This window comes from Nonomuraea aridisoli, assembly GCF_003236395.1.
Lineage (GTDB): Bacteria > Actinomycetota > Actinomycetes > Streptosporangiales > Streptosporangiaceae > Nonomuraea > Nonomuraea aridisoli.
Window position 1 is genome coordinate 1 of the sequence record NZ_POUD01000150.1, and the last position, 21,649, is coordinate 21,649.

General features: G+C 70.6%; 23 protein-coding genes and 3 pseudogenes. 10 read left to right on the plus strand and 16 right to left on the minus strand.

Annotation, left to right across the window (positions count from 1 at the left end):
• Positions 1-133: 133 nt before the first annotated feature.
• On the plus strand, positions 134-634 hold the full coding sequence (locus C1J01_RS29355) for a hypothetical protein (RefSeq protein WP_111182210.1): 501 nt from the start codon (positions 134-136) through the stop codon (positions 632-634).
• On the opposite strand, the gene era is transcribed toward C1J01_RS29355, so the two are convergent.
• From era to C1J01_RS29395, 10 genes and pseudogenes are all read right to left on the minus strand, one after another.
• On the minus strand, positions 625-1,533 hold the full coding sequence (era, locus tag C1J01_RS29360) for a GTPase Era (protein ID WP_235854745.1): 909 nt from the start codon (positions 1,531-1,533) through the stop codon (positions 625-627). The two genes, C1J01_RS29355 and era, sit on opposite strands and share 10 nt — an antisense overlap.
• Before the next feature lie 17 nt (positions 1,534-1,550).
• Positions 1,551-2,027 (minus strand): NUDIX domain-containing protein, encoded by a 477-nt coding sequence (locus C1J01_RS29365; protein ID WP_111182212.1) that lies wholly within the window; start codon positions 2,025-2,027, stop codon positions 1,551-1,553.
• Between the two features lies 1 nt (position 2,028).
• The gene (locus C1J01_RS29370; RefSeq protein WP_111182213.1) at positions 2,029-2,346 is read right to left on the minus strand and encodes a cytidine deaminase-like protein; all 318 of its coding nucleotides are present in this window, start codon (positions 2,344-2,346) and stop codon (positions 2,029-2,031) included.
• Between the two features lie 9 nt (positions 2,347-2,355).
• Positions 2,356-2,982 (minus strand): hypothetical protein, encoded by a 627-nt coding sequence (locus tag C1J01_RS29375; RefSeq protein ID WP_146615769.1) that lies wholly within the window; start codon positions 2,980-2,982, stop codon positions 2,356-2,358.
• A 308-nt stretch (positions 2,983-3,290) separates the two neighbouring features.
• Entirely contained in the window at positions 3,291-4,586 is a 1,296-nt protein-coding gene (locus C1J01_RS29380) for a hemolysin family protein (RefSeq protein ID WP_111182215.1), read from the minus strand.
• Positions 4,583-5,059, minus strand: a complete 477-nt coding sequence (gene ybeY / locus C1J01_RS29385) for an rRNA maturation RNase YbeY (RefSeq protein ID WP_111182216.1) — start codon at positions 5,057-5,059, stop codon at positions 4,583-4,585. The genes C1J01_RS29380 and ybeY overlap by 4 nt, the downstream gene beginning before the upstream one ends.
• Positions 5,049-5,393 (minus strand): annotated as a pseudogene (locus C1J01_RS52495) (PhoH family protein); the annotation flags it as partial. The pseudogene C1J01_RS52495 and the gene ybeY, both read right to left, overlap by 11 nt.
• Positions 5,394-5,672: 279 nt before the next feature.
• Positions 5,673-6,482, minus strand: a pseudogene (locus C1J01_RS52500) (LAGLIDADG family homing endonuclease); the annotation flags it as partial.
• Positions 6,471-7,094 (minus strand): annotated as a pseudogene (locus C1J01_RS53530) (PhoH family protein); the annotation flags it as partial. The pseudogenes C1J01_RS53530 and C1J01_RS52500, both read right to left, overlap by 12 nt.
• 200 nt (positions 7,095-7,294) lie before the next feature.
• A complete protein-coding gene (locus C1J01_RS29395) occupies positions 7,295-7,639 on the minus strand; it encodes a histidine triad nucleotide-binding protein (RefSeq protein ID WP_111182218.1) in 345 nt (114 codons plus the stop codon).
• Positions 7,640-7,919: 280 nt separating this feature from the next.
• Here C1J01_RS29395 and C1J01_RS29400 point away from each other — a divergent pair, with 280 nt between their 5' ends.
• Both C1J01_RS29400 and C1J01_RS29405 read left to right on the plus strand, forming a co-directional pair.
• Positions 7,920-8,432, plus strand: a complete 513-nt coding sequence (locus C1J01_RS29400) for a SigE family RNA polymerase sigma factor (RefSeq protein ID WP_080047132.1) — start codon at positions 7,920-7,922, stop codon at positions 8,430-8,432.
• Positions 8,429-9,067, plus strand: coding sequence for a hypothetical protein (locus C1J01_RS29405; RefSeq protein ID WP_111182219.1), 639 nt, complete (start codon positions 8,429-8,431; stop codon positions 9,065-9,067). Before C1J01_RS29400 ends, C1J01_RS29405 begins: the two co-directional genes overlap by 4 nt.
• A gap of 21 nt (positions 9,068-9,088) precedes the next feature.
• Here C1J01_RS29405 and C1J01_RS29410 read toward each other — a convergent pair whose 3' ends face one another.
• The 3 genes from C1J01_RS29410 to hrcA are packed head-to-tail and all read right to left on the minus strand — an operon-like array spanning position 9,089 to position 11,980.
• A complete protein-coding gene (locus C1J01_RS29410) occupies positions 9,089-9,814 on the minus strand; it encodes a 16S rRNA (uracil(1498)-N(3))-methyltransferase (protein WP_111182220.1) in 726 nt (241 codons plus the stop codon).
• 1 nt (position 9,815) lies between these two features.
• Positions 9,816-10,955, minus strand: a complete 1,140-nt coding sequence (dnaJ, locus tag C1J01_RS29415) for a molecular chaperone DnaJ (protein ID WP_111182221.1) — start codon at positions 10,953-10,955, stop codon at positions 9,816-9,818.
• Between the two features lie 11 nt (positions 10,956-10,966).
• A complete protein-coding gene (gene hrcA / locus C1J01_RS29420; protein ID WP_111182222.1) occupies positions 10,967-11,980 on the minus strand; it encodes a heat-inducible transcriptional repressor HrcA in 1,014 nt (337 codons plus the stop codon).
• A gap of 415 nt (positions 11,981-12,395) precedes the next feature.
• On the opposite strand from hrcA, the gene C1J01_RS50205 reads away from it, so the two are divergent.
• Genes C1J01_RS50205 through C1J01_RS29435 form a run of 3 tightly spaced genes read left to right on the plus strand, consistent with a single transcriptional unit; the run spans position 12,396 to position 14,599 of the window.
• On the plus strand, positions 12,396-12,878 hold the full coding sequence (locus tag C1J01_RS50205; RefSeq protein ID WP_235854746.1) for a hypothetical protein: 483 nt from the start codon (positions 12,396-12,398) through the stop codon (positions 12,876-12,878).
• A gap of 18 nt (positions 12,879-12,896) precedes the next feature.
• Entirely contained in the window at positions 12,897-13,706 is an 810-nt protein-coding gene (locus C1J01_RS29430; protein ID WP_111182223.1) for a DUF3097 domain-containing protein, read from the plus strand.
• Complete coding sequence (locus C1J01_RS29435) at positions 13,703-14,599, plus strand: DUF4870 domain-containing protein (RefSeq protein ID WP_111182224.1); 897 nt, start codon at positions 13,703-13,705, stop codon at positions 14,597-14,599. Before C1J01_RS29430 ends, C1J01_RS29435 begins: the two co-directional genes overlap by 4 nt.
• On the opposite strand, the gene hemW is transcribed toward C1J01_RS29435, so the two are convergent.
• The gene (gene hemW, locus C1J01_RS29440) at positions 14,596-15,816 is read right to left on the minus strand and encodes a radical SAM family heme chaperone HemW (RefSeq protein ID WP_111182225.1); all 1,221 of its coding nucleotides are present in this window, start codon (positions 15,814-15,816) and stop codon (positions 14,596-14,598) included. The two genes, C1J01_RS29435 and hemW, sit on opposite strands and share 4 nt — an antisense overlap.
• 115 nt (positions 15,817-15,931) lie before the next feature.
• On the opposite strand from hemW, the gene C1J01_RS29445 reads away from it, so the two are divergent.
• On the plus strand, positions 15,932-17,179 hold the full coding sequence (locus C1J01_RS29445) for a glycoside hydrolase family 18 protein (protein WP_111182226.1): 1,248 nt from the start codon (positions 15,932-15,934) through the stop codon (positions 17,177-17,179).
• Positions 17,180-17,658: 479 nt separating this feature from the next.
• Here the strand turns inward: C1J01_RS29445 and C1J01_RS29450 are convergent, their stop codons facing one another.
• Positions 17,659-18,282 carry an MOSC domain-containing protein gene (locus tag C1J01_RS29450; protein WP_111182227.1) on the minus strand — a complete coding sequence of 208 codons (624 nt, stop codon included), beginning with the start codon at positions 18,280-18,282 and terminating at the stop codon, positions 17,659-17,661.
• Positions 18,283-18,409: 127 nt separating this feature from the next.
• Here C1J01_RS29450 and C1J01_RS29455 point away from each other — a divergent pair, with 127 nt between their 5' ends.
• The 3 genes from C1J01_RS29455 to C1J01_RS29465 all read left to right on the plus strand — a co-directional run bounded on the left by C1J01_RS29455 (position 18,410) and on the right by C1J01_RS29465 (position 21,196).
• On the plus strand, positions 18,410-18,898 hold the full coding sequence (locus tag C1J01_RS29455) for a hypothetical protein (protein WP_111182228.1): 489 nt from the start codon (positions 18,410-18,412) through the stop codon (positions 18,896-18,898).
• A 662-nt stretch (positions 18,899-19,560) separates the two neighbouring features.
• Complete coding sequence (locus tag C1J01_RS50210; protein WP_181449028.1) at positions 19,561-20,454, plus strand: sensor histidine kinase; 894 nt, start codon at positions 19,561-19,563, stop codon at positions 20,452-20,454.
• Positions 20,455-20,533: 79 nt separating this feature from the next.
• Positions 20,534-21,196, plus strand: a complete 663-nt coding sequence (locus tag C1J01_RS29465) for a response regulator (RefSeq protein ID WP_111182230.1) — start codon at positions 20,534-20,536, stop codon at positions 21,194-21,196.
• Here the strand turns inward: C1J01_RS29465 and C1J01_RS29470 are convergent.
• A complete protein-coding gene (locus tag C1J01_RS29470; protein WP_146615770.1) occupies positions 21,156-21,473 on the minus strand; it encodes a hypothetical protein in 318 nt (105 codons plus the stop codon). The two genes, C1J01_RS29465 and C1J01_RS29470, sit on opposite strands and share 41 nt — an antisense overlap.
• Positions 21,474-21,649: the final 176 nt, after the last annotated feature.

Below are 21,649 nucleotides of genomic sequence, written 5' to 3' on the forward strand. Positions count from 1 at the left end.
CCCCACAGGCGCCCAGCCCGCGCAGGACCCCCACCCGCCCAAAGGCGTTCGCGCCGTGCGGACCTGCAGCTTCTTGGTGACGGCTGCGTCGCGTACGGTGGTCAGCCGACCCGGCCCGGCTTACAGTGAGCCTGTGGATGACCTCATGCCCACGTCCGCCTCGCCGCGCACCGGCCGTGGCTACCCGCTGGCCGTGACGGTGGCGGGAGCGCTCCTGATGTGCTGCGCGGTCCTGCCGTGGGCCGGGTTGCAGGCGACCAGCAGCCTCATCGGCGGCAGCGTGACCGGCGACGTCCGCGGTGTCGACGACGTGTACGGCGTCTACACCCTGGTCACCGGCCTGGCGGCGGTGGCCTGCGGGGTGGCCGGCCTGCGCGGTCACCCGCGGCTGGCCGCCCTGGCCGTGGTGCCCGGCGGCGTGGCGGTGCTGCTGCTGGTGCTGTTCGTGAGCCAGGGCAGCGGCCTGCGCGACCGCGTCTCGATCCACCTCGGCGACCTGCTGTCGATCGAGCCGGTGATCAGGTTCGGCTGGTTCGCCGCGCTGGCGAGCGCGACGGCGGTCGTCGTCCTCGCGCTGCTGACCCTCTTCCACCGCCGGCGCCCATGGCCCCGCGGCGCGGGGGCTCAGTCGTAGAAGCCGAGGCGGCGCAGCTGCTTGGGGTCGCGCTGCCAGTCTTTCGCCACGCTGATGCGCAGGTCGAGGTAGACGCGGGTGCCGAGCAGCGCCTCGATCTGCTTGCGGGCCCTGGTGCCGACGTCGCGCAGCCGCTCGCCCTTGTGCCCGATGACGATCGCCTTCTGCGAGGGCCGTTCGACGAACATGTGGGCGTAGATGTCGAGCAGGTCGTCACGCCCCTCGCGGGGCAACATCTCGTCGACGACCACCGCGATCGAGTGGGGCAGCTCGTCGCGCACGCCCTCCAGCGCCGCCTCCCGGATCAGCTCCCCGACCAGGACCTGCTCCGGCTCGTCGGTCAGCCGGCCGCCCTCGTAGAGCGGCGGCGACTCCGGCATGTGCTCGATCAGCACGTCGGCCAGCACGTCGAGCTGCTCCCCCGACTGCGCCGAGACCGGCACGATCGCCGCGAACTCCGCCACCTGCGACACCGCGAGCAGCTGCTCGGCGATCTGCTCCTTGCTCGCCAGGTCGCACTTGGTCACCACCGCGATGACCGGTGTCTTCTTCACGGCCGACAGCTTGTCGGCGATGAACCGGTCGCCCTTGCCGATCGGCTCGTTGGCCGGCACGCAGAAACCGATCGCGTCGACCTCCGTCAGCGTGGACAGCACCAGGCTGTCGAGCCGCTCCCCGAGCAGTGTGCGGGGGCGGTGCAGGCCGGGGGTGTCGACGACGATGAGCTGGGCGTCAGGGCGGTGCACGATGCCCCTGATGACCCGCCTGGTCGTCTGCGGCTTGGACGAGGTGATCGCCACTTTCGTCCCGACCAGGGCGTTCATCAGCGTCGACTTGCCGACGTTCGGCCTCCCCACGAAGCAGGCGAATCCGGCGCGATGGCTGTCTGGCGAAGTCACATGTGCATTGTGTCCCATCAGCGGGCGTGTTCACGCCACCAGGCGAACGCCTGGGGGGACACCAGCGGCATCCAGGGGGTCGTGTCGAGCCCGGACACCTCGTGCTCGGCCGCCCACCGGAAGTCGTCGATCTCCACGCCGTCCGGCTCGGGCTCACCGGAGACGATCGTGCAGCCGTACGCGGCGATGACGTAGCCGACCTCGTGGCCGTTGGGGTAGACGGTGTGGAACTCGGGGCCGCCGTACACGCCGATCAGGCCGCGCACCTCGACGGCGATGCCGAGCTCCTCCTTCAGCTCCCTGACCACGGACTCCTCCGGCCGCTCGCCGGGGTCGACGCCGCCGCCGGGCGCCGCCCAGAGCCGTACGTCGCCGTGCCGGGCGAGCAGCAGCCGGCCCGCGTCGTCGAACACGAAACCGGACACCGACGGCAGCATGATCAGGTCAGTGCCGACCTTCTCGCGCAGCCGCGCGAGGAACGGGGACATCGGCATGTCAGCCCCGCAGGGTGCCGTCGGGACCGGCCACGAGCAGCGACTTGACGCCCAGCTCGGCGGCCACCGCCTCGTCGCCCGGGCTCGGCGCTCCCTCGCTCACCAGCGCGACGGCCTCCAGCGACCGCGCCCCGCTGGAGATCGCCATGGCCACCGCCACCTGCACCGCCGACAGGGTCAGGGCGTCCAGCGCCACGTTCGTGGCCGCGTACGTGCGGCCGGTCTCGTCGCGCACGGCGGCCCCCTCGGCCGAGCCGTTGCGCGCCCTGGCCGACCGCGCCAACGTGATGATCTTGCTGTCTTCAGGATCGAGAGTCACGGGAACAGGTTAGGCGCTCGCCATGGAGATGGCCGCATCCACCACCTGCCGGGTACGCCCGGCGTCCACGTCGTCCAGGCCCGTGTGCACCACCGACACCAGCGTGTCCCCCACCCGCGTCACCACGACGTCCAGCGCGTACGGGTAGCCGTTGAGGCGTCCGCGCAGCCGCGCCCCCACGCTTTCGTCGCCGACGTTCCCGATCGGCAGCTCCAGCAGCCGCAGGTGCGTCCCCGTGGCGGTCCGCACGGTCCGGCAGTCCCGCATCGCCCCGGCCAGCTCGTCGAGATGTCCGCCGGCCTGCGCGTCGGCGTACCGGGCCAGCCCCACCCCGGCCTGCTCGCCCAGCTCGTAACCGCGGTAGCTGACGGCCACCTGAGCGGTCAGCGCCTCGTCCGGCGCCCTGCCCCCGGCGGGCTCCAGCAGCGCCCGGCAGTCCTTGTCGCCCTTCACGAACGGCAGCCGCCACGCGGGCTCCGGCCTGACCGTGAAGCCCTCGGGCAGCTGCGGCCCCTTGCTGACCACCTCGTGCAGCTGCGCCATGGCGCGCGGGTCGTGGGCTTTCTCGGCTCCCCCGCATGCCGCCAGAACGCCGGTCACCAGCACTCCGGCGAAGATCCCCCGTTTTCGCCTCATGATCCCCCCTTTTGCCCGACAACCTCCCCTAGCGACGAATGCGACAACCCACCGAATACGCAAAAAGGGCGCCCCCGTCCGACTATTTCGGACGAGAGCACCCTTTACGCCGATCAGCGCCGCAGCCGGTCAACCGGCCAGGACGCTGTCGTCCCCCCAGGCGCGTCCTCGGGCCGCGAACCCCACCCGGCCCTCGGACGCTCCCCCTCGGGCACCCACCGCACTGGATGCCGTGAATTCAGAGTGCCGGACCCGGCTTGCAGAAGACTTGTAGAACGCTTGCGGCATCTGCCCCGATTTGCCGCCTGTCACTCGCGTTCGGCCGCGGCCGGCACGACGTCACCCGCCGGCGGCTCGGCACGGCGGACCACCACCGTGCTGATGCGGTTACGGCGCCCCGCCAGGCTCTCGGCGGTCAGCGACAACCCGGCCACCTGCGCGTGCGAGCCCGCGATCGGGACCCGCCCCAGCGCGTGCGCCAGCAGCCCGCCCACCGTCTCGACGTCGTCGACCTCGATCTCGGTGTCGAACAGCTCGCCCAGCTCGTCCACCGGCATCCGGGCGGTCACCCGCATGCCGCCGTCGGACATGGGCTCCACACGAGGGGCCTCCTGGTCGTACTCGTCGGTGATCTCCCCGACGATCTCCTCCAGGACGTCCTCGATCGTCACGAGACCCGCGGTGCCGCCGTACTCGTCGATGACGACGGCGATGTGGATCTGCCGGGCCTGCATCTCCCGCATCAGCTGGTCGATCGGCTTGCTCTCCGGCACGTACGCCGCCGGCCGCATGACCGACTCGACCGTATCCTTGCCCCCGCCCTCACCGGACTCGTGGATCTTGCGGGCGATGTCCTTCAGATACGCCATCCCGACGACGTCGTCCTCGTTCTCCCCCACCACCGGGATGCGGGAGAAACCGCTGCGCAACGCCAGCGACAACGCCTGGTTGAGGGTCTTGCCGCGCTCGATGTAGACCATGTCGGTACGCGGCACCATCACCTCGCGCACCAGCGTGTCACCCAGCTCGAACACCGAGTGGATCATCTCGCGCTCGTCCGGCTCGATCACCCGGCGCTCCTCGGCCAGGTCGACCAGGTCGCGCAGCTCCGCCTCCGAGGTGAACGGCCCGTCGCGGAACCCCTTGCCCGGCGTCAGCGCGTTGCCCAGCAGGATGAGCAGCTTGGGCAGGGGGCCGAAGATGCGGGTCAGGCCGTACACGATCGGGGCGCTCGCCAGCGCGACCGGCTCGGCGTGCTGACGGCCCAGCGTGCGCGGCATCACCCCGACCACCACGTAGCTGATCACGATCATCACGGCCGCGGCGCTCACGTACGCCCAGCCCTGGTCGTGCATCAGGTCGATGAACAGCAGCGTCGCGATGACCGTCGCGACCAGCTCACAGCTCAGCCGCAGCAGCAGGAGCAGGTTGAGGTAACGGGGCGGGTCGACCACGATGGCCCGCAGCCGCGCCGCCCCCCGCCTCGCCTCGCGCACGAACTCCTCGGCGCGCACCCGGGAGATGCGCGTCAGCGCCGTCTCCGCACTGGCGATCAGACCACCGACGATCACCAGCGCGATGGCCGACAACAACCAGGCGTTCACCGCGAGTTGCGCACCTCCTGCCACGACTCGAGAAGCCGGCCCTGCAGCCCGAACATCTCCTTGTGCTCCTCCGGCTCGGCGTGGTCGTAACCGAGCAGGTGAAGGATGCCGTGCGTGCACAGGAGCTCGAGCTCGTCGGCGGCGCTGTGACCGGCCTCCTCGGCCTGCCGGGCGGCCACCTGCGGGCAGAGCACCACGTCACCGAGCAACGCCGGATCGGCCGGGCTGTCGGACTCACCGCGCGCCCCGCCCCCGGGACGCAACTCGTCCATCGGGAACGCCAGCACGTCGGTCGGGCCCGGCTCGCCCATCCACTTCTCGTGCAGCTCGGCCATGGCCTCCTCGTCGACCACCACGATCGACAGCTCGGCCAGCGGATTGATGCCCATCTCGGCCAGCACGTGGGCGGCCAGGGCGGCCAGGCTCTCCTCGTCGACCCCGACGCCCGACTCGTTGTTGATCTCAATGCTCACGGTCGCTCACCCGTCGCCTTCCCCGTTGCTGCTGCAGGCGCTTGGGCTCCTGCAGGGCGTCGTAACGCCCGTACGCGTCCACGATGTCGCTGACCAGCTTGTGGCGGACCACGTCGGCGCTGGACAGGCGGGCGAAGTGGATGTCGGGGATGCCTTCGAGGATCTCCTGCACGACCCGCAGCCCGCTCACCGTGCCCGAGGGCAGGTCGACCTGCGTGACGTCACCCGTCACCACGATCTTCGAGTTGAACCCGAGCCGGGTGAGGAACATCTTCATCTGCTCGGCCGAGGAGTTCTGCGCCTCGTCGAGGATGATGAACGCGTCATTGAGCGTGTTGTGCGTCAGTAGGAAGTCTTCGGTGACGTAGAGGGAGTCTTCCGCCGCCACCTGGATGCACACGCACTCCGCGGTGCCGCGCGGCTCGATGCGGTCCACATAGCGCATCGGGCGCCCGCCTCCCGCGGCGCGGTACTTGTCCGCCTTCCGCTGGAGCCGGAACGGCTCGATGCCCGCAGGAAGCCGCACGTCGAGGACGTAGGAGTCATGGCGGTGGCGAACCTCTCGGCCGCGTGCCAGCCCCGGTGCGCGCCCCTCGGCCGGCCGCGTACGCCAGTAGACGACGCCTCCCAGCGACTGAACCAGGGACACGACGTCGTCCCGCAGCCGCGGTGAGACCGTGCTGAACTCGATCCTGCACGTCCGGCCGTCTTGGACGACAGGCCCTCCGTCGGAGTCGAGCAGCCCTTGCAGAACCGCCGTCCTGACCTCCGGAGTGTTGCGAAGATAGACGTCCGGCACGAACTTCGTGTGCGACGTGCAGCCGTCCAGTCCGAGCTCCCGCATGACCGCGGTCACCGGATTGGCGATCGTCATCACATCCCCGGGCCGGCTCACACGGTTGAGGACGTAGTCGGGCCCGCTCTTCCTGCGCACCCGAATGTCGGGCAGCAGACGCTCGAGCTCCTCGGCCAGCTCGGGATCGTTCGTCGCGAAGCTCGGGGTCGTGCTGCCGGTGACGCACCCATCGCCGAGGAGCAGACCGAGCGCGTACGGATCCATGGGGACCTCGCGCTCCGGGAAACGTACCGGCGCGCTCAGCAACGGCAACTCCCACTTGCGGTAGTGGGCCGTGCGGAGATCACCGATCATCTCCTTGGTCTCCAGCACACGCCACGGCTTGCCTCGGTTGGCGTCGTCGCGGGTGCGGACAGTCCAGAGGTGGTCTTCGGAGGCGAGCACCGAAGCACCGTCCTGGCTGTAGAGACGGTAGATCTTCTTCTCTCCCTGCGGGTACACGCCCAGCACCGGTGTCGGCTCGCCGTTCGACCCGATGACAAGGTCGCCGACCTGCAGCTCTCCGATGGAACGCCACCCGTCCGGGGTCAGCACCCCGGTGCCGAGCGGTTGGGCTCTACCCCGCATGTACGCGAGGGGCGCGACCTCGATCGTGCCGGCGGCCATGAGTTTCGGGATCGAGTCGGGGTCGACCATGTCGTGCAGCGCGTCGTAGAGCGGCCGCAGGTAGGGGTCGATCTTCTCGTAGAGCGTGCCGGGCAGGAAGCCGAGCCGCTCGCCCGCCTCCACCGCGGGACGGGTCAGGATGATGCGGTTGACCCGCTTCTCCTGCAGCGCCCGCACGGCCTTGGCCATCGCGAGGTAGGTCTTGCCGGTGCCGGCCGGGCCGATGCCGAAGACGATCGTGTGCTGGTCGATCGCGTCGACGTAGCGCTTCTGGTTGACCGTCTTGGGGCGGATGGTGCGGCCGCGCGAGGAGAGGATGTCGAGCGAGAGCACCTCGGCTGGCCGGTCGGAGGTCATGCGCAGCATCGCGATGCTCCGCTCGACCGCGTCGGGCGTGAGCTCTCCGCCGCTGCGCAGCACCTCCACCAGCTCTTCGAAGAGCCGCACCACGGCGCCGCTCTCGTCGGGGCTGCCGGTGACGGTGATCTCGTTGCCGCGTACGTGGATGTCGGCCCTGAAGGCGCCCTCGATGACGCGTAGCAACTCGTCTCGGGAGCCGAGGAGGCTGACCATCGAGTATTCGTCCGGAATCAGCACCTTGGCTTGGGTGCGCGAGGGAGGTGCCGTGCGTCGGGATTCGTGTAGTTCGGACATGGGCAGGCCAGTGGCCTGATGCCTCCCGGTCTCTTGCAGTGTGCTTCTCCGCCCATCGTATCCGGGACCAGGAGGATTGCTCTCGTCAATATCGCCCGGTCCGGCGGCCGGCGGGTGGTTCAGCCGGGCGGCCAGGTCAGCGGGCGGCCTCCGAGCACGTGGGCGTGGACGTGGAAGACGGTCTGGCCCGCGCCGGGGCCGGTGTTGAAGACGACGCGGTAGCCGCCCTCGGCCACGCCCTCCTGGACGGCGACCGCGTGGGCGGCCACGAGCACGTCGTCGGCCAGGCCGTCGTCGGCCCGGGCCAGCGCGGCGGCGTCGGGGTGGTGCTGTTTGGGCACGACCAGCACGTGGGTCGGGGCCTGCGGGTTGACGTCACGGAACGCCAGCGTCCTGCCGGTTTCATGAACGATCTCGGCGGGAATCTCCTTGGCGACAATTTTGCAGAAGAGGCAATCACTCACCTGATCAGCCTATCGAGACCGCGCCCGCGGGCCGGTTCCGTTGCGAATCGGTAATCAGCTGTGTCGTGCGCGGGAAGATCCTCGCGGTTAGGGTGAGTGTGCGAGACTTCAGCACAATAAGACGATTCAGGGTCGGGCGAGCGCCACCTGGCGAGGACACGACTGGGTAATGCACCCTAACGAACCGGGGAAACCTCCAGAACCGGAAGAGCGTAAACCCTCTGGGAAGGCCGCGCGTCCCACTGATGTGACCACCGAAACCCTTCTGGCCGACAGGTCGATGGGGGCGGTGCCGGTCGGGTGGGATGCCGACATGGCCGTGACCGCGCTCTACAGCGCTCACTTCCGGTCGTTGGTGCGTCTCGCTGTGTTGCTGGTGCGCGACATAGCAACCGCTGAGGAAGTCGTGCAGGATGCGTTCGTCGCCATCCATGGTGCCTGGCGTAGGCTGCGTGACCCCGACAAAGCACTCGCCTACCTGCGTCAGTCCGTCGTCAACCGATCCAGGTCCGTGCTGCGTCACCGTGCGGTCGTCGAGAAGTACGCTCCGAAGGGCCTGCCCGACGCGCCGAGCGCCGAGAACGGCGCCATCGGTGAGTTGGAACGCTCCGCGGTGATCGAGGCGTTACGGGCCTTGCCGACTCGGCAGCGAGAAGCACTTGTTCTACGGTACTACGGTGATCTGTCCGAAGCTGAGATCGCCCATGCCATGGGCATCAGCAAGGGCGCGGTCAAGAGCCACACCGCGCGTGGCATGGCCGCTTTGAGATCGGTCCTGGAGAAAATGTCATGACCCAGCCCCCCGACGAGCACGGCGACCTGTTGCGCCGTGCGCTCCGAGCGGAGGCGGACGCGGTCGTGCCCTCACCGGACGGACTGGAGATCATCCGTTCCCGCATCCAGCGGCGCGGCGCCCGCAGTCTGTTCTGGTGGCGGGCGGGAGCGGCCGTCGGCAGCGCCGTCCTGGTGGCGGGGACGATCGTGATGGCCGTACCGCAGCTGCGCTCTCAGGTCGTCGGCCCGCAGTTCGTCCTGCCGGCCGGGGAGGAGACGACGGACGAGGTTCCGTCCAACTCCTCCACCAAGCGGTCGCAGCCGCCACCGCCGGAGCGGACAGCCCCGTCGTTTCCTGCCGTGGTGCCCGAGACGTCCCGGCCGCCGACGCCGAAAGCGAGCAGGAGGGCGGAGTCCACCAACAGGCCGCCGTCGCCCTCGCCGACCCCGACCACGTCCGAATGTCCGTCTCCGCAGGCCGCCGAGCAGTCCGACTGTCCCACGATCTCGCCCTCATCGACGCCCACCGCCCTCGACCCGAGCGTGCCGCCGTCGGAGTGTCCCGCCGAGCAGTGCCCTCCGGAAGACCCGCTGACCGAGACCCCCACCGAGGTCGCGAGCCCTCTCGCGGACGAGCCCCAGACCACGCCCTGACGCCCTTACGGGCCGGATGCGCTACCAGCGCCCCGTGCGGCTGAGCAGTACGGCCGCCGCCGCCACGCCCGCCGTGGACGTCCGCAGAATCGTCGGCCCCAGCAGCACCGTCAGCGCCTTCGCCGCCCGGAACGCGGCCAGCTCCTGCTCCGACACGCCGCCCTCGGGCCCCACGACCACGACGATGTCGCCGCCGGCGGGCAGCGCCACCCCTGACAGCGGCTCGGCCGCCTCCTCGTGCAGCACCAGCCCCAGCGCGGCCTCCGCCAGCAGGTGTTCGACCTGCGCGGTCGAGTGGAGGTCGGCGACCTCCGGCAGGTGGAACCTGCGGGCCTGCTTGCCCGCCTCGCGCGCGGTGGAACGCCAGCGGCCCAGCGCCTTGGCGACCTTGTCGCCCTTCCACTGGGTGATGCTGCGTGAGGCGGACCAGGGCACGATCACGTCGACGCCGGCCTCGGTCATCATCTCGACGGCGAGCTCGCCCCGGTCGCCCTTGGGCAGACCCTGGACGACGACCAGGCGGGGGCGGGGCGGCTCGACGTCGTAGCGGCGGAGCACCTCCAGGCGCAGGGCGTCCTTGAGCGTCTCGCGCACGACGCATTCGGCGACCGCACCCGCGCCGTCGGTCAGGTCGACCCGTTCACCGGCCCGCAGGCGGCGTACGGAGGCCGCGTGGCGTCCTTCCGGGCCGGTGAGCGTCAGCTCCGGCCCGTCGAGCTCCTCCGCAAGGAAGACCGGGACGGTCACGTCACCTGCCGTTGAAGGCGTCGCGCAGCCGGGAGAAGAAGCCCTGCTGCCCCGGCGCGAACTTGCCCGGCGGCCGCTCCTCGCCGCGCAGCTTGGCCAGCTCGCGCATGAGCTCCTCCTGGGCGGCGTCGAGGCGGCTCGGGGTCTCGACGTTGACGTGGATGAGCAGGTCGCCGCGGCCGGACTCGTTGAGCCGCTGCACGCCGCGCCCGAACATGGTGATGACCTGGCCGGACTGTGTGCCGGGCCGGACGTCGATCTCCTCGGCGCCGTCGAGGGTCTCGACGGTGAGCACGGTGCCGAGCGCGGCGGCCGTCATCGGGATCTGGACGGTGCAGTGGAGGTCGTCACCGCGCCGTTCGAAGATCTCGTGCGCCCGCTCGACGATCTCGAGGAAGAGGTCTCCGGGCGGGCCGCCGCCGGGGCCGACCTCGCCCTCGCCGGCGAGCTGGATGTGGGTGCCGTCCTCGACGCCCGCGGGGATGCGGACCTTGATCGTACGGCGGGTGCGGACGCGGCCGTCGCCGGAGCACTCCTGGCAGGGGTGGCGGATGATCGTGCCGAAGCCGCCGCACTGCGGGCACGGGCGCGAGGTCATGACCTGGCCCAGGAACGACCGGGTGACCTGGGAGATCTCGCCGCGCCCGCTGCACATGTCGCAGGTGTCGGGGTGGGTGCCGGGCGCGGCGCCGGCGCCGTGGCAGACCTCGCACAGCACGGCGGTGTCGACCACCAGCTCGCGGGTGGTGCCGAACGCCGTCTCGCGCAGGTCGAGCTCGACCCGGATGGTGGCGTTGCGACCCCGGCGGGCGCGCGAGCGGGGGCCTCGGGCGCCCGCGGCCGTGCCGAAGAAGGCGTCCATGATGTCGCTGAAGGGGAAGCCCGCGCCGAAGCCGCCGGCTCCCGCACCCGCTCCCGCACCGCCGAACGGGTCGCCACCCAGGTCGTACATCTGGCGCTTGTTCGGGTCGGACAGCACCTCGTAGGCCTGCGTGATCTCCTTGAACCGCTCCTGTGTCGCAGGATCGGGGTTCACGTCAGGGTGCAGCTCGCGGGCGAGACGGCGATACGCCTTCTTGATCTCGTCCTGACTTGCGTCACGGCGCACCCCGAGGGTGGCGTAGTAGTCGCTGTTTGCCACTTATCGACCTCTTAAGATGCAGCCAGGATCTGGCTGACGTAGCGTGCCACCGCGCGTACGGCGCCCATTGTCACGGGATAGTCCATCCTGGTCGGTCCCAGCACGCCGAGCCGGGCCAGTTGGTTGTCGCCAGAACCGTATCCCGTCGCGACGACGGACGTGCCCCGCAGGTAGGGGTTTTCCGAGCCGATGCGGACGGTGAGTGCGGACGGGGTGTCTGAGGTGGTCTCGCCGAGCAGTCGCATCAGCACCACCTGCTCCTCCAGGGCCTCCAGGACGTCGCGCAGGCCCGTGGAGAAGTCGGCGCCGGCGAGGTTGGCCGCGCCGGCGAACACGATCTTCTCGTCGTGCCGCTCGACCAGTGTCTCAAGGAGCACCGACAGGATCGTGGCCGCGGCGGGCCGGTCTTCGACGGGGAGGCGTTCGGGCAGGTCGGAGACCAGCTCCGGAACACTGCTCAGGCCGCAGCCGTCGAGGCAGGAGTTGAGCACGGCCCGCATGTGGGCGATGCGGGTGTCCTCCACCTCCTCGGGCAGCTCGATGACGCGCTGCTCGACGCGGCCGGTGTTGGTGATGAGCACGAGCATGACCCGGCGCTCGTTGAGGGGGACGAGCTCGACGTGCCGGACGGTCGAGCGGGTCAGCGTCGGGTACTGCACGACCGCCACCTGCCGGGTCAGCTGGGCGAGCAGCCGGACCGTGCGCGTGACCACGTCGTCGAGGTCGACCGCGCCGGCCAGGAACGTCTCGATGGCCCTGCGCTCGGCCCCCGACAACGGCTTGATCTGCGAGAGCCGGTCGACGAAGAGCCGGTAGCCCTTGTCGGTCGGCACGCGCCCGGCGCTGGTGTGCGGCTGGGTGATGTAGCCCTCCTCCTCCAGCGCGGCCATGTCGTTCCTGACCGTCGCCGGGGAGACCTTCAGATTGTGACGCTCGGCGAGCGCCTTGGAGCCCACCGGTTCGTTGGTGGACACGTAGTCTTCGACAATGGCGCGGAGCACCGCCAGTTTCCGATCGTCGAGCACGTGCTCACCTCCTGCCTCTGTCTCTTCGGGAAACGCGGCGCCTAGCACTCTGTGTTCCCGAGTGCCAAGTGTACGGCTCTCGCCCACAGGGTGCGATAACACCGCGTCCCCAACTGCTGCTGGCTTCCTTGACGCGACAGGCCTCACACTTGCGCACATGACCGAAGAATCCCGGCCTCCGTCGTACGGCCGTCCGCCAGGGCACCACGGTCAATCGCCTCCTCAGCACGGCGCGCGGCCCGCTCAGGGGCAGCCGTGGCAACCGCCGTACGAACAGCAGCCGCAGGTCGGGCAGCCCACGCCGTTCGGCCCGTCATTTCCGTACGGACAATACGGCCAACAACCCCAAATTCCGCCACGAATCAACTCCAAAGAGATAAAGCCTGCATTGTGGTGGCTTGCGATCGTCTGGGGCGTGTTCGTGCTGTGCGCGGCGGCCGGGGTGTTCGTCCTGCCGGGCGGCGGCGTGGCAGGCGCGGCGCCGACGCGGACGTTCGCGCCAGGGGAGAGCGTGACGGTCCCGGTCGACCCGGCCGGCAAACCCGCCGTGTACATCGCCAGCGACACGCCGGTCACCTACGAATGCTCCATCACCGGCCAGGCCCGGCTCGCCAGGACCACCGGCACCGAGGCGGTCACCTCGGACGGCGTCGTGTGGGAGCAGTTCCTGGTGATCAACGCGCCGGCCGGGGGCGAGTACCGGCTCACCTGCGTCAACGAGGAGCAGGCCGCCGTACGGTACGGCGTCGGCCGCGACCTGCTCTCCGCTCCGGGCGGCGTCCCCGGCCTGGTGCCGGTGCTCGTGCCCGCCGCCGGCCTGGTCGTCGCCGTCGGCGGCACCGTCTTCGTCCTGATACGCCGGAACATCGCCCGTAAGCACCTTGCGGTGGCGGGGTGATTTGCTACGGTCCCCCGTGTGTACGAGGGCGATGTGCTGGCGGGAAATTGGCGGCGGCCGGGCAAGGGCAAGATCCCCAAGGTGCCCGCCGAGCGTGACCTCGTCGTGGAGGACGCCGACAGCGGCTTCTGCGGCGCGGTGGTGAGCTGCGACAAGGAGGCCGTCACGCTCGAGGACCGCTTCGGCCGACGCCGCCTGTTCCCGCTCGCTCCCGCCGCCTTCCTGCTGGAGGGCAAACCCGTGACCCTGGTACGCCCCACGGCGGCCGCCCCCGAGGGCCCGAGGCGCAGCGCCTCCGGCTCCATCGCCGTGGAGGGGCTGCGGGCCAGGGTGGCCCGAGAGAGCCGCATCTACGTGGAGGGCGTGCACGACGCCGCCCTCGTGGAGAAGATCTGGGGGCACGACCTGCGGGTCGAGGGAGTGGTCGTCGAATACCTCGAAGGCGTGGACGACCTGCCGGCCATCGTGGCGGAGTTCGGGCCCGAGCCGGGGCGGCGGCTCGGCGTGCTGGTCGACCACCTGGTGCCCGGCTCCAAGGAGAGCAGGATCGCCGCCGAGATCACCTCGCCGGACGTGCTCGTGGTGGGACACCCGTACATCGACATCTGGCAGGCGGTCAAACCGTCCGTGCTGCGGATCCCCGCCTGGCCGGACGTGCCGCGCGGGGTGCCCTGGAAGGAGGGCGTGATCGCCGCCCTGGGCTGGCGGATGGAGCCCGCCGAGGCGTGGCGCCGGATCCTCGGGGCCGTCTCGACGTACACGGACCTGGAGCCGGAGTTGCTCGGCCGGGTCGAAGAACTGATCGATTTCGTTACGGAGACCCCATGAGCCAGGAACCGCCGCAGCCGCCCGACGACGACGCCACGCGCCGTGTCACCCCCGCCGACATTCCCCCCGGCTACGGTCCTCAGCCGGGCTCCCAGCCCGCGTACGGGGCTCGACCCGGCTCCCAGCCCGCGTACGGGCAGCAGCCTGGCTCTCAGCCGGCGTACGGGCAGCAGCCCGAGTCCGGATACGGGCAGTCGCTTCCTTACGGACAGCAGCCCGGCTCCGCGCCGGGATACGGACAGCAGCCCGGCTACGGCGCCTCCGGCGGATACGGACAGCCCTCCGGCGGTTACGGGCAACCAGGTGGATATGGACAGCCCTATGACCACGGCCAGGCCGGCGGCCACGACGGGTACGGCCAGCAGGGGTACGGCCAGCCCGGATATGGCCAGCCCGGATATGGCCAGCCCGGATATGGCCAGCCCGGATATGGCCAGCCCGGATATGGCCAGCCCGGATATGGCCAGCAGGGCTACGGTCAGCAGGGGTACGGCGGGCCTCCGCCCGGATACGGGCCTCCGCCGGGTTACGGCTACGGCGAGCCGTACGTTCCGGGACGGTTCGGGCCGCGCCCCGGCACCGACGACACGAACATGGCGATGCTCTCCCACCTGCTGGGCCTCCTGGTGTCCTGGCTCGGCCCGCTGATCATCTACCTGATGAAGAAGGACGAGGCCCCCTACGTCAGGGATCAGGCCGCCGAGGCGCTCAACTTCCAGATCACGATGTTCATCGGCTACATGGTGGCCGGCGCCCTGATGCTCGTCTTCATCGGGTTCCTGGTGCTCCCGGTCGTCTGGATAGTGTCGCTGATCTTCCAGATCCAGGCGGCCATCGCGGCCAACAGGGGCGAGAAGTACCGTTATCCGATCGCCCTGCGCCTGATCACCTAGACCAGCAGGTCCCTGACGAGGGCGTCGGCCAGCAGCCGTCCCTGCAGCGTGAGCACCATCAGGCCGGCCTTGAACGGCTCCGGCTCCAGCAGGCCGCGCGCCAGGGCGCTCGCCACGACCGCGCGCGCCTCGGGCGCCACGTCGGCGAGCGGGTAGCCGGACGACAGCCTCAGCTCCAGCATGAGCCGCTCGGCCGCGCGGTCGTCGGCTTCGAGCACCTCGCGGGCGTGGGCGGGTGAGTCGCCGGCGGCCAGGCGTCGTGCGTAGGCGGCCGGGTGTTTGACGTTCCACCAGCGGGTGCCGCCGACGTGGCTGTGGGCGCCCGGGCCGGCCGCCCACCAGTCGCCCCCGGTCCAGTAGAGCAGGTTGTGCCGGCAGCGGGCGGCGTCGGAGGTGGCCCAGTTGGACACCTCGTACCAGCGGAATCCGGCCTCGGCGAGCAGCTCGTCGGCGAGGAGGTAGCGGTCGGCGGCCACGTCGTCGTCGGGCATCGGCAGCTCGCCGCGCCTGATCCTGACCGCCAGCCGGGTGCCCTCCTCGACGATCAGCGAGTACGCCGACACGTGGTCGGGCCCGGCCTCGATCGCCGCGGTCAGCGAGGCCCGCCAGTCGTCGTCGGTCTCGCCGGGCGTGCCGTAGATCAGGTCGAGGTTGACGTGCTCGAACCCGGCCTGCCTGGCCTCGCGCACGGCCGCCGCGGGCCTGCCGGACGTGTGACGGCGGTCGAGGACCGCAAGGACGTGCTCGCGGGCGCTCTGCATGCCGAAGCTGATGCGGTTGAACCCGCCCTGGCGCAACTTCTCCAGGTATGACGGGTCGACCGACTCGGGGTTGGCCTCCGTGGTGACCTCCGCGCCCGGCTTGAGCCCGAACTCGGAGTCGATGGCGGCCAGGACGCGGGCGAGGTCTTCGGGGGGCAGCAGGGTGGGCGTGCCGCCGCCGAAGAACACCGTCTCCACCGGCACGTCGGCCGTGCCGAGGACCCGGCGGGCCAGGCGGATCTCCTCGACCACCGTGTCGGCGTAGTCGCGCTGCGAGGCGCCGGGGCCGAGCTCCGCGGCGGTGTAGGTGTTGAAGTCGCAGTAGCCGCAGCGCGTCACGCAGAACGGCACGTGCACGTAGAAGCCGAACGGACGCTCGCCGAGGCCGCTCAGGGAGCTGTCGGGCAGCTCGCCCGAGGCGGGCGCGGGATCTCCGTCAGGCAGGGTCGAAGGCACGCTTCCAGTGTGCCCGTCTCCGGAGGGTGCCCGGGTCGTTGACGGTGGCAGGCCGGGGATCTACGATCCGTCTAACTTATAGGAAAGTTTCCTATATAAGTCCCTGGAGTCCCGCGTGCACAAGAAGATCCTGTTAGCCCTGTCCCTCTTACTCGGTCTCACGGCGTTCTCCGTGCCCGCCGAGGCCCGGACCGACTTCAAACGGGTCGCGTACTTCATCCAATGGGGCGTCTACGGACGCGACTACCACGTCAGGGACGTGGACGTCAGCGGCGCCGCGGCCAAGCTCACCCACCTCAACTACGCGTTCGGCTTCGTCGGCGCCGACGCCACGTGCTACTCCTCCGACCCGTGGGCCGACTGGCAGCGTCCGGTCCCGGCCGAGCAGAGCGTGGACGGCGTCGCCGACGCGCCCGGACAGGCGCTCAACGGCAACCTCAATCAGCTCCGCAAGCTCAAGGCCAGGCATCCCGAACTCAAGGTGATGATCTCGCTGGGCGGCTGGACCGGGTCGGCGCAGTTCTCCGACGCGGTGCTCACCCCCGAGTCCCGCTCGAAGCTGGCCGCCTCGTGCATCGACCTGTGGCTGCGCGGCAACCTGCCGGGGCTGGAGCCGGGGGCGGGCGCCGGCGTGTTCGACGGGATCGACCTCGACTGGGAGTGGCCCGGGTCGTCCGGCGCCGAGGGCAACGTCATCAGGCCCGAGGACAAGCGGAACTTCACCCTGTTCGTGGAGGAGCTGCGCGATCAGCTTCGGCGGTTCTCGAAGAAGGCGGAGCTCACGGCCTTCCTCCCGGCCGCGGCGGCGAAGATCGACGCCGGGTACGAGGTGCGCCGGGTGTTCAAGCAGCTCGACTTCGCCACCATCCAGGGGTACGACCTGCACGGCACCTGGGAGCCGCAGACCGGGCACCAGAGCAACCTGTTCACCGACCGGCGCGACCCGAACCCGGTGAAGTACAGCGTCGACCAGACCGTCCGCGACTACCTGGCCCGTGGCGCGCCCGCACGCAAGATCGTCGTCGGCGTGCCCGCGTACGGCCAGGGCTGGACCGGCGTCACCGGCTCCCCCGACGGCCTCTACCAGCCGGCCACCGGCCCCGCGCCGGGCAAGTGGGCCCCGGGCACCGAGGACTACAAGGACCTGGTCGCCAAACCCGGCAAGCGCCACCGCGACCTGCGGACGGGCGCCATGTGGCTCTACGACGGCAACGAGTTCTGGTCGTACGACGACCCGGCGATCATGTTGCAGAAGGCCGCGTACATCCGCCTGAAGGGCCTCGGCGGCTCCATGCTCTGGTCCATCGACCAGGACGACGCCAACGCCTCCCTCACCTCAGCCCTCTACACCGTCCTCCGCTGAACCGCCGCTTCTGACGACGCGGGCCTTCAGGGAACCGGGGGAGCAACCCGAGCACCCACGGCTTGCTCCCCCTCCCACTGTCCACCGGCGTTCGGGACCATGGCGGCGAGAAGGCGGGCGGGGGCGTCTCAGTGCCGCGCTCGGCATTCTGGGGTGATCGCCTGCCAGTCCGCCGCATACGCCCCGGTTTCCCGAACACCGACCCTCCCGTGGCCTCAGTCGCGCCGGCCCGGCCCGGCCAGCGTCGCTTGGCATCACTTGGCGGCTTCGGCCCCGTCAGCGTCGTGTCGGCTGCATCACCTTGGCGGTGTCGGCCGTGCCAGGGTCGCTTGGTGGCGTCGGCATGCGGGTGGCAGGTGTGGTGTGGGACTGGCGAGCCGGGTTGCCGTACCGTCGGCCGGTTCACCGCGCCCAGTAACGCAGCACCGCCTGCCTTGAGCACGCCGGCGTTTAGATGTCCGGCCGGGGCCTGGGATGGCTCAGGGGCGGGTGCGGGCGGCGAGGGCGTCCCACTTGGGGTCGTGGTCTGGGGCGGCGAGGATGCGGCTTAAGGCGTTCTTGTCGCCGTGTCGGGCTCTGAACGCGTCCGTCACCGTCACGTCGTCCTCCGGGCGGAAGACGATCTCCACCTCGTCACCCTCGGCCAGCGCCCCCGGTTCGACCACTCTGAGGTACGCGCCGGTGCGGCCTGCCGCGGTGAAGCGTTTGAGCCAGCCTGGCTCGTCCATCCAGTTACGGAACACCACGCACGGGATCCGGGGGCCGGTCACCTCCAGCACGGCGGTGCCCACTCTCCAGCGTTCGCCGAGCAGGGCGCCGTTGACGTCGATGCCGGACGTGGTGAGGTTCTCGCCGAACTGCCCCGCGCGCAGCGGCCTGCCCAGCTCGGACTCCCACCACTCGTAGTCCTCGCTGGCGTACGAGTAGACGGCGTGGTCGGGTGAGCCGTGGTGCTTCTTGTCCGCCCGCTCGTCGCCCGCCAATCCGTCGCGCGTCACTTCGACCCGATGTGAGACCGGGCGCTTGTCGATCGCCGTACGCCCGAGCGTCCCCGCCCAATCGGCCTCGAACGATTTCCCGGCGTTCACCGACAAAATGCGCATGCCTGGACGCTAACCGATGCCCCTCCCCCGGGGCGACTCCTTAACGGCCTCCACCCGAGGGTGGAGATTCGTCAGCTCAACCCGCGGGCCGATCCGGTGCGGCCCATGCGTCCCTAGCGTCGATGCCGTGCAAACGACAGAAATCTCCCTCCTCGTCCTCCTCGCCGTCGCGTTCGTCGTCTACCGCCAGTTCAGGACCCGCCCCACGGGCAGGCTCGGCGTGCTCTACACCGCCGGAGCCATGATCGCCGGGGGCGTCATCATGGGCGGGCTCCTCGACCCGGTGCATCCCGTGCTGGGCCTCGCCCTGTTCGCCGTCGAAGCCCTCGGCGCCGTGGCGCTCGGCGTCTGGCGCGCGACGACCGTACGCGTGTGGCTCGACGGCTCGGGCGCCACCTGGGCGAAGGGCACGGGCTGGACGCTGGTCGCGTGGGTTGCCTCGATCGCGGTCCGCCTCGGGCTGTACGTCGCCGGGCAGTGGCTCGGCCTGGCGCCCTCCGCGGGCGGCATCCTGATCTTCGTCGGCCTCACCATCGGCGTCCAGGCGTACCTCGTCGCCCGTCGCGGACGTGCCCTCATCGCCATGAACGAGCGACCGGATACCGTCGAGAGGTGATGCGCGCGCTTGCCAGGATCGTCCCGTTCGTGTTGCGGGGCGGGGCGGTCGCTCTGCTGATCATCGCCCAGGTGCGCTCCGCCCCCGCACCTGCCCTGACCGGGCCGGGCCTGGCCGTCGCGGTCGTCACCGCAGCGCTCGCCGCCACCCTGCTCGCCATCGCGCTCCGCCTGCCGGCACGCAGCCTCCGTCTGCCGCCCCTCAAGCTCCGCAGACCCCACCAAGGCTCCGTGAGCCCCGCCGCCCTCTCGCCAGATCCCCTGAGCAGCCCGTATCCCAGTGAGATCCCCCAACCCGTGGAGAGCACCCCGCCATCCGCACCGAAGTTCTCGCACGATGCGCAGGCCGCCTCGCACCACCCGGAGCCCTCGCAAGGCGTGAGAAGCACCTCGCACCTCGCTCCAGAGCCCTTCGGCGGCTCGCCTCTCTCCGGGGCGCCACAGCTCAGCAAGACCGAGCCCCCGCAGCCCACGAAGGCGGCGTCTCAGGCTGCGGCAGAGCTCTTGCGAGACTCAGAGGAGACGACGCGTCCCGTACCGGAGCTCGGGCAGTGCGCGACGGACACGTCGCGCACTGAGGCCGCGCCGCGTACGGCGAGAGTGTCGCGTTCGGCTGCCCGGCTCTCGACGAGCGCGGGGAAGGCGTCGCCGTCGGTGTTCGGTGTGTCGCTCACGCTGGTCGCGTTGGGGCTGGCCATGGTGCTCTCCGTCATCCTTTTCGCCATCAGCCGGGACGGGGTGGCGATCGGGGCCCTGCTGGTCTGCGTCACCCTCGCGGCGAGCCGTTTCCCCCTGCGCCAGTCGATACCCGTCGGGATCCTGGCCGTCGGAGGGCTGCTGCTGGTGAGTGTCCTCGCCGGCTTCCCCACCCAGGACCTCACCGCCGTGCTCAGCGTCTGCATGATCTTTTTGATCGCGTACGCGGCCAGGCAGCGCAAGGCCGCCAGGGCGGCCGAGGCGCGTGAGGCGGTGCTCGCCGAGCGGGCCAGGATCGCCAGAGAGCTCCACGACATCCTCGCCCACTCCCTCTCGGCTCAGCTCGTCCACCTGGAGGGCGCCAAGCTGCTGCTCCGCGCGGAGCGTACGGCCGAGGCCCTCGACCGGGTGACCCGCGCCCGGGACCTGGCCAGGTCGGGGCTCGACGAGGCCAGGCGGGCGGTGTCGGCGCTGCGCGAGAGCCCTCCCCCGCTGCCCGAGGCGTTGCGCGCGCTGGCCGTGGAGTTCGAGAGCGCCGCGCAGCAGAGGTGTGTGCTGCGCGTGCGGGGGCTGGAGCGACGGCTCTCGCCGGAGACCGAGCTCACCCTCATCCGCACCGCCCAGGAAGCGCTCACGAACGTACGCCGCCACGCCCCCTCCAGCCCGGCCACGGTCGAGCTGTCGTGCGATCCGTCGTGGTGCGACCTGCGCATCACTAACCCGTTTCCGGAGGGCGGGGGCTCCCCCGGCGGCGGTTACGGCCTGATGGGCATGCGCGAACGCGCCGAACTCCTCGGCGGCACCCTGACGGCCGGCGAACGCGACGGCTCCTTCCTCGTACACCTGCGAGTCCCGGCATGACACCGACACAGATACCGACACCGCCCCGGCCGGACGAACACCGGTCCGCCCAGTTGTCCGGACACCAGGAGGTGGCGTCGTGACCAGGGTCGTCGTCGTCGATGACCAGGCCGTGGTGCGGGAAGGGCTGGTGTTGCTCCTCGGGCTGTTGCCGGGCATCGAAGTGGTCGGGTCGGCGGGCGATGGCGAGGCGGCGTTGCGGCTGGTCGAGGACGAACGACCCGACGTGGTGCTCATGGACCTGCGCATGCCGCGCATGGACGGCGTCGAGGCCACCCGGCACATCCGCGCCGCGTACCCGGAGACGCAGGTCGTGGTGCTGACCACGTATTCCGACGACGACTCCGTCTTCGCCGCGCTGCGGGCGGGCGCGCGCGGTTTCCTCACCAAGGACGCCGAGGCGGACGACATCGCGCGGGCCGTCGCCACGGTCGTGCGCGGTGACGCCCAGCTCGACCCGTCCGTGCAGCGCCGCCTGCTGGAGACCATGGCGCCCGTACGGGTGAAGCCCGCCCCGGCGGCACGCGGCGCGGACCTGCCCGACGGCCTGACCCCGCGCGAGGGTGAGGTGCTGGCCCTCATCGCGGACGGCCTGTCGAACGCCGAGATCGCCGGCCGCCTCCACGTCACGGAGGCCACCGTCAAGACGCACATCAACAACCTCTTCGCCAAGGCCCACCTGAGGGACCGGGCCCAGGCCGTCACGTACGCCTACCGTCATGGCCTGGCCCGCCCGAGTTGAGCTGCGACTCCTCGTCGAAGCCGGCGAGCTGTAACAACGCCTCCAGCGCGGCCTGCCGGGTCTCCTCCACCGAGGCGCCACGCTCGCCGAAGCAGTCGGCGGCCACGTCGAGCAGCGCCGTCACCACGGCGGCGTCGGGGTAGGGCACGTCGACCATGACCGTGCCGTCGTCGCCGGTCTCGCCCTCGGCCAGGTGGAGGCGGAGCAGCCGTCTGGCCTCCTCCGCCACGGCAACCCCCAGCACCGCGGCACGCTCGAAGCGCTCAGAAGCAATCACGTCACCCCTCCAGTCGCACAGGCGTTCGAGAAGAGAAGGTAGACGACGGCACCGACAGAATCGCGCCGCAATCCCCTACGCCGCCGAGGATCCGTGCGCCCGGCTGCGGCGCGGGCCGCCGTGGGGTGTGCGGGCCGGCGCGGGCTACGGGGCCATGCGGTGGGGGCCCATGAGGT